This window comes from Serratia sp. X10 (assembly GCF_017811775.1).
Lineage (GTDB): Bacteria > Pseudomonadota > Gammaproteobacteria > Enterobacterales > Enterobacteriaceae > Serratia > Serratia ureilytica.
In genome coordinates this window covers 87461-99064 of record NZ_JAEIOH010000008.1, presented here as the reverse complement: position 1 = coordinate 99064, position 11604 = coordinate 87461, and the positions used below count along the sequence as shown (strand labels likewise).

Genomic DNA, 11604 nt, shown 5'->3' with positions numbered 1-11604 from the left:
GTCCGCTATGGTTAGGTTTGAAAATAAAGACCCCCTGATGTTGGCGCGCCAGCTGCCGATTAAATCTGTAGCGCTGATCCTGGCCGGCGGCCGCGGCTCACGTCTGAAAGATTTGACCTCCACCCGCGCCAAGCCCGCCGTCCACTTTGGCGGCAAATTCCGCATCATCGACTTCGCCTTGTCGAACTGCCTGAACTCCGGCATCCGCCGCATCGGCGTGATCACCCAATACCAGTCGCACACGCTGGTGCAGCACATTCAGCGCGGCTGGTCGTTCCTCAACGAGGAGATGAATGAGTTCGTCGATCTGCTGCCGGCCCAGCAGCGCCTCAGCACCGAGCATTGGTACAAGGGCACCGCCGACGCGGTGTACCAGAACCTGGATATCATCCGCCGCTACGAGGCCGAATACGTGGTGATCCTGGCGGGCGATCACATCTACAAGATGGATTATTCGCGCATGCTGATCGACCACGTCGAGAAGGGCGCTCAGTGCACCGTGGCTTGCCTGCCGGTGCCGCGCAGCGAAGCCGGCGAATTCGGCGTGATGAAGGTGGATGAAAGCGACCGCATCATCGAGTTTCTGGAAAAGCCCGCCGATCCGCCGGCGATGCCGGGCAACCCGGATATGTCGCTGGCCAGCATGGGCATCTATATTTTTAATGCCGCCTACCTGTTCCAACTGCTGGAAGAGGATATGTCGACCCCCGGCTCCAGCCACGATTTCGGCAAGGATCTGATCCCGAAAATTACCGCGCAGCAGGCGGCGTGGGCGCATCCGTTTACCTTGTCCTGCGTGACGTCCAATCCCGACTTGCCGCCTTACTGGCGCGACGTGGGCACGCTGGACGCTTACTGGCGCGCCAATCTCGATCTGGCGTCGGTGACGCCGGAGCTGGACATGTACGACCGCGCCTGGCCGATCCGCACCCACATGGAGCCGCTGCCGCCGGCCAAGTTCGTGCAGGATCGTTCCGGCAGCCATGGCATGACCATGAATTCGCTGGTGTCCGGCGGCTGCATCGTGTCCGGGTCGGTGGTGGTGCATTCGGTGCTGTTCCCGCGCGTGCGAGTGAACTCGTTTTGCACCATCGACTCTACCGTACTGTTGCCGGACGTGAACGTCGGCCGTTCCTGCCGCCTGCGGCGCTGCATCATCGACCGTGCGTGCCATATTCCGGAGGGCATGGTGATCGGGGAAAACGCCGATGAGGACAGCAAGCGTTTCTATCGCTCGGAAGGCGGCATCGTGCTGGTGACGCGCGAAATGTTGTCAAAATTGTGAGTTAACGTGGGGGCAGAACGATAGCCTGCCGCCCGATGAACGGTTCGATGGCTTGCGCAACGCGGCACACATAACAGCGGCAAGCCTGCTTTATTTCTTATCCAGAGGCCTTCGGCCGACTTTCAGGAGTGATAATGCAGGTCTTACACGTATGTTCTGAAATGTTCCCCCTGCTGAAAACGGGCGGACTCGCAGACGTGGTTGGCGCGCTGCCGGCGGCGCAAATCGCCGAAGGCGCCGATGTTCGGGTACTATTGCCCGCTTTCCCTGACGTACGCAACGGCATACCCGACACCGTGCTGGTGGCGGAGATAGACTCGTTCGCCGGCCGGGTCGGCCTGCGTTACGGCACCTACCATGGCGTGGGCATTTACCTGATCGACGCGCCCTGGCTGTATGACCGGCCGGGCAGCCCGTACCACGATCAGTCCATGTACGCCTACCCCGACAACCACCGGCGCTTTGCGCTGCTGGGCTGGATGGCCTGCGAGCTGGCCAAGGGGCTGGATCGCTACTGGCGTCCGCAACTGGTGCACGCCCACGACTGGCATGCCGGCCTGAGCTGCGCCTATCTGGCCGCCAACGGCCACCCGGCGCGTTCGGTGTTCACCGTGCACAACCTGGCCTATCAGGGGCTGTTCTCCGCCCATCACGTGACCGAGCTGTGGCTGCCGGCGTCGTTTTACGATGTCTATGGCCTGGAATTCTACGGCCAGATGTCGTTCCTCAAGGCCGGGCTGTTTTATGCCGACCACGTGACCGCCGTCAGCCCGACGTATGCGCGCGAGATCACCCGGCCGGAGTTCGGCTACGGCATGGAGGGGCTGCTGCAGGAGCGGCAGCGGCAAGGCAGGTTGAGCGGCATCCTCAACGGCGTGGACGACAAGATTTGGGATCCGGCCCACGACCCGCGGCTGAGCGCCCGCTATGACGCCGACGATCTGAAAAGCAAGGTCAAAAACAAGCTGCATCTGCAAAAGGCCATGGGGCTGAAGGTGGACGAATCGCTGCCGGTGTTCGCGGTAGTGAGCCGATTGACCAGCCAGAAAGGCCTCGATCTGGTGCTGCAGGCGTTGCCCGAATTGCTGGCGCAGGGCGGGCAGTTGGCGCTGCTGGGCGCCGGCGACGCGGTGCTGCAGCAGGCGTTTCTGGCCGCCGCCGCCGACTACCCTGAGCAGGTCGGCGTGCAGATCGGTTATCACGAATCCTTCTCCCACCGCATCATCGGCGGCGCCGACGTCATTCTGGTGCCGAGCCGCTTCGAGCCCTGCGGCCTGACGCAGCTCTACGGCCTGAAATACGGCACGCTGCCGCTGGTGCGCCGCACCGGCGGACTGGCGGACACGGTGGTGGACTGCGCGCTGGAGAACCTGGCCGACGGCACCGCCAGCGGATTCGTGTTCGACGATTGCGACGCCGTCGCGCTGGGCAACGCCATCCGCCGCGCCATGGTGCTGTGGAGCCGGCCGAAACATTGGCGCCACGTTCAGCGTCACGCCATGAGCGTGGACTTCGGCTGGCCGGTGGCGGCGAAAGAGTATCTGTCGCTTTATCAACGCTTGTAGCCCGCGTTTCGCGTCGCGGGTTGACGCGCGGCGGGCAGCCGTTTGGGTTGATTGTCGGGGCGCGGCGTGCCGCGTCCATGTTCAGCGGGGCCAGCTATTCCGCGGCGGATGGCTGGGCTCCCTACAAGGGATTAAAAAGCCATGACTTCACCGTTTAGTTACACCTCACCTACGGTCAGTGTGGAAGCGCTGAAACATTCCATTGCCTATAAGCTGATGTTTATCGTCGGCAAGGATCCGGCGATCGCCAACCGCCACGACTGGCTCAACGCCGTCCTGTTCGCGGTGCGCGATCGCATGGTGGAGCGCTGGCTGCGCTCCAACCGGGCCCAGCTGTCTCAAGACGTGCGGCAGGTGTATTACCTGTCGATGGAGTTTCTGATCGGTCGCACGTTGTCGAACGCGCTGCTGTCGATGGGCATTTATCAGGACATCGACAACGCGTTGAACGAGATGGGGCTGAACCTGGCGGAGCTGCTGGAGGAAGAGAACGACCCCGGGCTCGGCAACGGCGGTCTGGGCCGGCTGGCGGCCTGCTTCCTCGACTCGCTGGCGACGCTGGCGCTGCCAGGGCGCGGCTACGGCATTCGCTATGAGTACGGCATGTTCAAGCAGAACATCGTCAATGGCCAACAGATGGAATCGCCGGACTACTGGCTGGAGTACGGCAATCCGTGGGAGTTTCCGCGCCACAACACCCGCTACAAGGTGCGCTTCGGCGGCCGCGTGCAGCAGGAGGGGGCCAAGGCGCGCTGGCTGGAGACCGAAGAAATCGTGGCCATCGCCTACGATCAGGTGATCCCCGGTTTCGACACCGACGCCACCAACACGCTGCGGTTGTGGGGCGCGCAGGCCAGTAACGAGATCAACCTCGGCAAGTTCAATCAGGGCGATTACTTCGCGGCGGTGGAAGATAAAAACCATTCGGAGAACGTGTCGCGCGTGCTCTATCCGGACGATTCGACCTCCTCCGGGCGTGAATTGCGCTTGCGACAAGAGTATTTCCTGGTGTCGGCCACGGTGCAGGATATTCTCAATCGCCATTGGCTGATGCACAAAACCTTCGACAACCTGGCGGACAAGATCGCCATTCACCTCAACGACACTCACCCGGTGTTGTCGATTCCGGAGCTGATGCACCGGCTGATCGACGAGCACAAGTTCAAGTGGCTCGACGCCTGGGAAGTGGTGGAGCAGGTATTCTCCTACACTAACCACACGCTGATGAGCGAGGCGCTGGAGACCTGGCCGGTGGACATGCTCGGCCGCATCTTGCCGCGCCATCTGCAGCTGATTTTCGAGATCAACGATCACTTCCTCAAAATGGTGCAGGAGGTGGCGCCGGGCGACAACGATCTGCTGGCGCGGGTCTCGGTCATCGACGAAACCAACGGCCGTCGGGTGCGCATGGCGTGGCTGGCGGTAGTGGCCAGCCACAAGGTCAACGGCGTTTCCGCTCTGCATTCCGAACTGATGGTGCAGTCGCTGTTCGCCGACTTCGCCCGGCTATTCCCGACTCGTTTCTGCAACAAAACCAACGGGGTGACGCCGCGTCGCTGGCTTGCGCTGGCCAACCCGCCATTGGCGGCGGTGCTGGACGACTGCATCGGCCAAACCTGGCGCACCGATCTCAGCCAGCTGAGCGAGATCAAGGCCAACATCGATTACCCGAGCTTCCTGCAGGCGGTGCAGCGCGCCAAGCGGCAGAACAAGGAGCGGCTGGCGCTGTACATCGCCAAAACGCTCAACGTGGTGGTCAACCCGGATGCGCTGTTCGACGTGCAGATCAAACGCATCCACGAGTACAAACGGCAGTTGCTCAACGTGTTGCACGTCATCACGCTGTATAACCGTTTGCTGGCTGACCCTGATTTCGAGCGCGTGCCGCGGGTGGTGATCTTCGCCGGCAAGGCGGCCTCGGCCTACTATGCCGCCAAGCAGATCATCCGCCTGATCAACGACGTGGCCAAAGTGATCAACAACGATCCGCGCGTGCATACCCAGCTTAAGGTGGTGTTCATTCCGAACTACGGCGTCAGCCTGGCGCAGATCATCATCCCGGCGGCGGATCTGTCGGAACAGATCTCGCTGGCGGGCACCGAAGCCTCGGGCACCAGCAATATGAAGTTCGCGCTGAACGGCGCGCTGACCATCGGCACGCTGGACGGCGCCAACGTCGAGATGCGCGAGCACGTGGGGGAGGAGAACATCTTTATCTTCGGCAATACCGCCGAGCAGGTCGAGGAACTGCGCCGCAACGGTTACAACCCGCGCCAGTACTATGAGCAGGACCCGGAGCTGCATCAGGCGCTGACGCAGATCGCCACCGGGGTGTTCAGCCCGGAGGAGCCGAAGCGCTATGGCAATTTGTTCGACTCGCTGGTGAACCTCGGCGACCACTATCAGCTGTTGGCAGATTACCGCAGCTATGTGGACACGCAGGACAAGGTGGACGAGGTGTATCTCAATCAGGACGAGTGGACGCGGCGCGCGGTGCTGAATATCGCCAATATGGGTTACTTCTCATCCGATCGCACCATTCAGGAATATGCGGATGAAATTTGGCACATTAAGCCGGTGAAGCTGTAAAGCGGGGCAGGAAAAAAGTAAAGGGCCGGATAACCGGCCCTTTTTCGTTACGCTGCGGCTCAGGAAGCCAGCGACAGCGCTTTCGTTTTCGCGTGTTCCGCCAGCCAGGCTTTCACGCGCGCCTGCTGCGCTTCGTCCAGCCACATGCCGAGCTTGGTGCGGCGCCAGATAGCGTCGTCCAGCTCCACGACCCACTCTTTCTCGGTCAGGTAGCGCAGTTCGGCTTCATACAGACCGTGGCCGAAATCTTCGCCCAGATCGGCGAGGCCGTTGGCGCCGGCCAGGATCAGCTCGCTCTGGCTGCCGTAGGTGCGGGCATAGCGGCGCGCCAGGGCTTCCGGCAGCCAGCCGTGCGCACGGCGCAGTTTGGCCGCGTAGCTGTCGCGGTCGCCGTCGATGTCACCGCCCGGCAGCGTGGCGTTTTTGGTCCACGCCGGGCCGCAGCCTGGGTAGTAGTGGGCCAGTTTTTCCATCGCATGTTCGGCCAGCTTGCGGTAGGTGGTCAGCTTGCCGCCGAAGACCGACAGCAGCGGCGCCTTGCCTTGCTCGTCGTGCACGTCCAGTGTGTAATCGCGGGTGATCGCCTGCGGTGAATCGGATTCGTCGTCGCACAGCGGACGCACGCCGGAGTAAGTCCAGACGATGTCGTCGCGGCCCAGCTGCTTCTTGAAGTGGTCGTTGTACACTTTCAGCAGATAAGCGATTTCGTTCTCGTCGATCTTCACGTCTTTCGGATCGCCTTTGTACTCTACGTCGGTGGTGCCGATGATGGAGAACTCGTCATTCCACGGGATCACGAACACGATGCGGTGGTCTTCGTTCTGCAGAATGTAAGACTGCGGCTGATCGTGCACGCGCGGCACCACGATGTGGCTGCCTTTGATCAGACGGATGCCGTAAGGCGATTTCAGCTTCAGGCCGTCGTCGAAGAAGTTTTTCACCCACGGGCCGGTGGCGTTCACCAAGCCTTTGGCGCGCCAGGTGAAGGTTTTACCGCTGTCGATATCGACCGCTTCCACCATCCACAGGCCGTTTTCGCGCCATGCGCGGGTCACTTTGGTGCGGGTGCGCACTTCGCCGCCGCGTTTTTCCACTTCCTGCGCGTTCAGCACCACCAGGCGAGCATCGTCGACCCAGCAGTCGGAATATTCGAAACCGCGCTTCAGCTCAGGCTTCAGCACCGACTCTGGTCCAAAGCGCAACCCCTTGCTGCCCGGCAGGCTGGTGCGTTTGCCCAGGTGATCGTACAGGAACAGGCCGATACGGATCATCCAGGCCGGACGCAGATGCGGCTGGTGCGGCAGGCGGAAACGCATCGGGAACGCGATGTGCGGCGCCAGTTTCAGCAGCACTTCACGTTCGGCCAGCGCTTCGCTCACCAGACGGAATTCGTAGTGTTCCAGGTAGCGCAGGCCACCGTGGATCAGTTTGGAACTGGCGGAAGACGTAGCACAGGCCAAGTCTTGCGCTTCCAGTAGCAGTACCGACAGCCCGCGCCCGGCAGCATCCGCCGCGATGCCGGCACCGTTGATGCCGCCACCGATAACGATCAAGTCTTTGGTTTCCACGTCATCTTCCTCCAGATGTTCGAAATAGCTCTTTCATGTTCGTTTTCGCTCATGATTGTAATCAAAAACCAACAAGCAAGCCAAGACTTAACCAAACAAAAACATTTAGGCGTGATAGAGGTAACAGTTTGGTGATGATAGTCACACAAATAATATGGATATGGCGCGGGCGCGCAAACGGCTATCGGTGAGGGGGGCTAAAGGGATGAAACGGGGCGGCGGCGCGCCCCGCCGGTTAAGGCCGAATCAGCACAGCTCCAGCTGCACGTCGTACTGTTCGATGATTTTCATTACGCTCGGCGGCGGCAGCTGGTCGGTAAACAGGTAGTCGATCAGGTTCATGTTGCCCAGGTTGACCATGGCGTTGCGGCCGAATTTGGAGTGGTCGGTCACCAGCATCACGCAGCGGGAATTTTCGATAATCGCGCGTTTGGTGCGCACTTCGTGATAGTCGAATTCGAGCAGCGAGCCGTCCATATCGATGCCGCTGATGCCGAGAATGCCGTAATCGAGGCGGAATTGGGAGATGAAGTCCAGGGTGGCTTCGCCCATGATGCCGCCGTCGCGGGTGCGCACTTCGCCGCCGGCCAGGATCAGGCGGAAGTCTTCTTTGGCGGTCAGCAGGGTGGCGACGTTAAGGTTGTTGGTGACCACGCGCAGGTTCTTGTGGTTCATCAGCGCATGGGCCACCGCCTCCGGCGTGGTGCCGATATCGATGAACAGCGTAGCGCCGTCCGGGATCTGGCTGGCGACGCGCTGCGCGATGCGGGCTTTCTCTTCCGACCACATCACCTTGCGATCGTTATAGGCAGCGTTGACCGAGCTGGAAGGCAGCGCCGCGCCGCCGTGGTGACGCTGGATCTTGTTCTGGTCGGCCAGGTCATTCAAATCGCGGCGAATCGTTTGCGGGCTGACGTCAAAATGTTCGACCAGCTCTTCCGTGCTGACGTAACCCTGCAGGCGCACCAGCTCGATAATTGCGTCATGACGCTGTGTTTGCTTCACGATAATCCCCTAAAACGCCCGCTATGCCCGCTGGGCATAGCTCCCGGCTGTTATTGTTCGTTGTGTGCGCGATGACGCGTATCCCAAAATGCCATCAATAACCCTAACACTAAACCGGCTACGTGTGCCGCGTTGGCGATCGACATTCCTAAAATATCGAAATATCCGGCCACCAGCCACAGCACCGAGAACACCATCAGGCCGCGCGGCAGCATCAGGCCGCGCTCCGGCGCACGTTCGCCCGACAGCCAGACATAGCCCATCAGCGCATAGACCACGCCCGACAGCCCGCCGAACAGCGCGCCGCTGAACAGCGATTGCGCCCAGCCGCTGAAGAACGCCGACACCACCGCCAGCACGAACAGCTTGCCGGCGCCGAGGCGTTTTTCCATCTGGCCGCCGAGATACCACCACCACATCAGGTTAAACAGGATATGCAGCAGGGAGAAATGCAGGAACGCATGGCTGATCCAGCGCCACAGTTGGGTGTATTGGCTGCTGTCCTGCGGCCAGGAGAGCCAGTACATCACGGTATCGTCGCCGAGCGCCTGCATCAGGATGTAGACCGCGATGCACAGCACCATCACGCCGAGCGTCAGCGGCCCGGCTTTGCTGCGCAGGGTGTGCAGGTAGGATTCGCTCTGATAGTGCAGGCCGGCGTCGGTATGGCCGGTCTGCCAGCTGGCGGCCTGATAACGGCGGTTGAGCGGATCGACCAGAAACTGCTGCAGCTCGTGTTGCACCTGCTCGAGGTGACCTTCGTCGGCCAGCCAGATTTCCGCCGCCTCGCCGCTGTTGCGCAGCTCAAGCCGGATGCCCTGGGTCGCCATATAGTCGACAAAGGCCAGCGCCAGGCGCGGGTTGGATACGGCGATTACTCTAACCATTGCTCTTCCGTCGTAAGTGAATGATTTTGGCCGCCGCTTGCGCGCCGGCGACCCTGACGGCCGATTATAACGTCGAAATCCTGAGCGCTGGCAAACGGATCTGCGAAAAACCCGCGAAAACGCGCATAAAAACGCAGGGGAAGCCCGCCGACGCACGGCGGGCGGCGGGGATCAGGCTGAGGTTTCCACGTCTTGCGGATACTGACGGGCCCAGGCCTCGAAGCCGCCGTCGATACTGTAGACCGCGTCGAACCCCTGGTGCAGCAGGTATTGCGCCGCGCTGCGGCTGCTGTTGCCGTGGTAGCACATCACCATCACCGGCCGCTCGAAGTCGTTTTGTTGCATAAAGGCCGACAGGGTGGCGTTGGTGAGGTGAAAGGCGCCCGGCGTATGCCCGGCTTCAAAACTTTGCGGATCGCGGATGTCGACCAGGGCAGCGCTGCCCTCTTTCCAGCGGGTGTAAGCCTGTTCAACGTTGATCGCTTCGAACTGTTCCATACTGCTGACTGCCTCATTATTGGGGGACGCCGCTATTGTAACCAACTCTGCGGCGTTTAAGACCAGAGCAAGCTTGTGGTTTTCTCACACCAGCAGCACTTCTACCCCTTGTTGACGCAGTTGCTCAACGATCGCCGAATCGGCGGCGCGGCCGGTGATCACCATGGCGATTTGCTCGGTGCGGCTGAACAGCATGCCGGCGCGTTGGCCGACTTTGCTGCTGTCGACCAGCACCACCAGTTTACCGACGTAGTTGAGCATCTTCTGTTCCGCCATCGCGGTCAGCATATCGGTTTTATACAGGCCGTCAGCGGTGAGGCCGATACCGCTGGTGAACATCCAGTGCCCGGCGTACAGGGTGGCGTCGCCGTCCTGGGGCGCCAGCGTAATCGACTGGGTTTTGTTGTACTGGCCTCCCATGATCACCACGCTGTCGTGTTCCTGCTCGATCAGGTAATTGGCCAGCGGCAGATAATTGGTGATCACCTGAACCGGCTTGCCGCAAATTTCACGGCCCAACAGAAATGCGGTGGAGCCGCAATTGATCACCACGCTTTCACCCGGCTGACAGAGCTGTGCCGCGGCCGCCGCAATACGCATTTTTTCGTCCAGGTGCTGGGTTTGGTGGATATTGAGCGGCGTCCAGGCCGGACGCGGAGTCTGTGTGGCTTCGGCGCCGTTGCGCACTTTGCGCAATTTGCCGATTTCATTCAGTTTGTTGATGTCCCGGCGCGCGGTGGCCGGAGAGATGTCAAACGCCGCGATGACGTCCGCCACGGAGATTTGCCCCTTGCGCTGCAAGAGATCGAGAATGGCGTTGTGGCGTTGGGACTCTGTCATGCGGGCTCCGTCGGAGAGAGAAAACGTCGTTGCCTATGATTATATGCGCGCCGTTTGACGATTTGAATCATTCCCGTTCAAAAGCGCGCATCCGTATGCAATACCGGTTGATTACAAGAAAGACTTGAAGGGCAGGTCGGGTTCGAGGGTGAAGCAATCATCGAAACCGCGCGGGTAGTGGTACTCCAGATTGTCTTTATCCTGCGGCCAGATGAACTTGCCGCCAACCTGCCAGATAAACGGTTTGAAACCGTATTTGAGCCGGTCTTTCTTCATTTCCCACAGCACGCGAATTTCCTGCGGATCCGCCTGGAAATTCGACCATATGTCATGGTGGAAGGGGATAACGACCTTGGCGTTCAGCGATTCCGCCATGCGCAAGATGTCGGCGCTGGTCATCTTGTCGGTAATGCCGCGCGGGTTCTCGCCGTAGGAACCGAGGGCGACATCGATCTGATGATCGTTGCCGTGCTTGGCGTAATAGTTGGAGTAGTGGGAATCGCCGCTGTGATAAAGGTTGCCGCCCGGCGTTTTGAACAGGTAGTTGACCGCCCGCAGGTCCATGCCGTCCGGCAGAACGCCCGCCGCTTTTTGTTCCACCGGCAGTGTAATGAGCGCCGTGCGATCGAAGGCGTCCAGCGCATGAATTTCAATGTCTTTGATTTTTATCACGTCGCCAGGTTTGACGGTGATGCAGCGCTCAGGCGGCACACCCCAACCAATCCAGATATCCACGCAGCTTTGCGGCCCGATAAACGGAACGGTGGCGGCGCAATTTTGCAACACCGCCGCGGCGACGTTCACATCGATGTGATCGTTGTGGTCGTGCGTGGCCAAGACGGCGTCGAGCTGGGTAATCGCGAAGGGATCCAGTACGAATGGGGTTGTGCGCAGGTTAGGCTGCAGCTTGCGCACCCCTGCCATTCGCTGCATTTGGTGGCCGGTTTTCATCAGTGGGTTGCCGTGGCTCTGCTTGCCGGTGCCGCACCAAAAGTCGACGCACAGATTGGCGCTTTCTTCGGATTTTAGCCAGATGCCGGTACAGCCCAGCCACCACATGGCGAAGGTGCCGGGCGCAACGTTCTCCTGCTCTATCTCTTCGTTCAGCCAGGTGCCCCATTCGGGAAAGGTGTTCAATATCCAGGATTCGCGGGTGATGTCGTTGACTTTACTCATGGGTCGTTCCTCGTTAGCGGTGATAATGCAATCACAAATAATCATTTAAAGATTTTATGTGATTTGTTTTGATCGAATCTAGCACCGTTTTTTTCAACTGACAACGTTAGAAATACACGTTAACACCGCCGGATTTACGTGCTGCGCCGTCCTTTTATCTCCTTTTTGTTTGATTAACTGCTATTAAATTC

9 protein-coding genes are annotated in these 11604 nt (G+C 60.2%); 3 read left to right on the top strand and 6 right to left on the bottom strand.

Annotated elements, in window-relative coordinates; genetic code table 11:
* Positions 1-7: 7 nt before the first annotated feature.
* The 3 genes from glgC (at position 8) to glgP (ending at position 5439) form a co-directional block, all read left to right on the top strand.
* Complete coding sequence (gene glgC / locus J9788_RS21415; RefSeq protein ID WP_004930810.1) at positions 8-1285, top strand: glucose-1-phosphate adenylyltransferase; 1278 nt, start codon at positions 8-10, stop codon at positions 1283-1285.
* A 134-nt stretch (positions 1286-1419) separates the two neighbouring features.
* Complete coding sequence (glgA, locus tag J9788_RS21410) at positions 1420-2850, top strand: glycogen synthase GlgA (RefSeq protein ID WP_033645308.1); 1431 nt, start codon at positions 1420-1422, stop codon at positions 2848-2850.
* Positions 2851-2991: 141 nt separating this feature from the next.
* Positions 2992-5439, top strand: a complete 2448-nt coding sequence (gene glgP, locus J9788_RS21405; RefSeq protein ID WP_182265707.1) for a glycogen phosphorylase — start codon at positions 2992-2994, stop codon at positions 5437-5439.
* A gap of 59 nt (positions 5440-5498) precedes the next feature.
* On the opposite strand, the gene glpD is transcribed toward glgP, so the two are convergent.
* The 6 genes from glpD to ulaG all read right to left on the bottom strand — a co-directional run bounded on the left by glpD (position 5499) and on the right by ulaG (position 11413).
* A complete protein-coding gene (glpD, locus tag J9788_RS21400) occupies positions 5499-7007 on the bottom strand; it encodes a glycerol-3-phosphate dehydrogenase (RefSeq protein ID WP_019455182.1) in 1509 nt (502 codons plus the stop codon).
* A 246-nt stretch (positions 7008-7253) separates the two neighbouring features.
* A complete protein-coding gene (locus J9788_RS21395; protein WP_004930797.1) occupies positions 7254-8012 on the bottom strand; it encodes a DeoR/GlpR family transcriptional regulator in 759 nt (252 codons plus the stop codon).
* A gap of 50 nt (positions 8013-8062) precedes the next feature.
* Positions 8063-8899, bottom strand: a complete 837-nt coding sequence (gene glpG / locus J9788_RS21390; protein WP_033651754.1) for a rhomboid family intramembrane serine protease GlpG — start codon at positions 8897-8899, stop codon at positions 8063-8065.
* Positions 8900-9070: 171 nt separating this feature from the next.
* Positions 9071-9397, bottom strand: coding sequence for a thiosulfate sulfurtransferase GlpE (gene glpE / locus J9788_RS21385; protein WP_004930790.1), 327 nt, complete (start codon positions 9395-9397; stop codon positions 9071-9073).
* A gap of 84 nt (positions 9398-9481) precedes the next feature.
* Positions 9482-10237, bottom strand: a complete 756-nt coding sequence (gene ulaR, locus J9788_RS21380; RefSeq protein WP_033651753.1) for an HTH-type transcriptional regulator UlaR — start codon at positions 10235-10237, stop codon at positions 9482-9484.
* 111 nt (positions 10238-10348) lie between these two features.
* On the bottom strand, positions 10349-11413 hold the full coding sequence (gene ulaG / locus J9788_RS21375; protein WP_046898692.1) for an L-ascorbate 6-phosphate lactonase: 1065 nt from the start codon (positions 11411-11413) through the stop codon (positions 10349-10351).
* Positions 11414-11604: the final 191 nt, after the last annotated feature.

Excerpts from the sequence above, each read along its gene's own strand:
- glgC (WP_004930810.1), top strand. The coding sequence starts at position 8 with ATGGTTAGGTTTGAAAATAAAGACCCCCTGATGTTGGCGCGCCAGCTG.
- glgA (WP_033645308.1), top strand. The coding sequence starts at position 1,420 with ATGCAGGTCTTACACGTATGTTCTGAAATGTTCCCCCTGCTGAAAACG.
- glgP (WP_182265707.1), top strand. The coding sequence starts at position 2,992 with ATGACTTCACCGTTTAGTTACACCTCACCTACGGTCAGTGTGGAAGCG.
- glpG (WP_033651754.1), bottom strand. The coding sequence starts at position 8,899 with ATGGTTAGAGTAATCGCCGTATCCAACCCGCGCCTGGCGCTGGCCTTT.
- glpE (WP_004930790.1), bottom strand. The coding sequence starts at position 9,397 with ATGGAACAGTTCGAAGCGATCAACGTTGAACAGGCTTACACCCGCTGG.
- ulaR (WP_033651753.1), bottom strand. The coding sequence starts at position 10,237 with ATGACAGAGTCCCAACGCCACAACGCCATTCTCGATCTCTTGCAGCGC.
- ulaG (WP_046898692.1), bottom strand. The coding sequence starts at position 11,413 with ATGAGTAAAGTCAACGACATCACCCGCGAATCCTGGATATTGAACACC.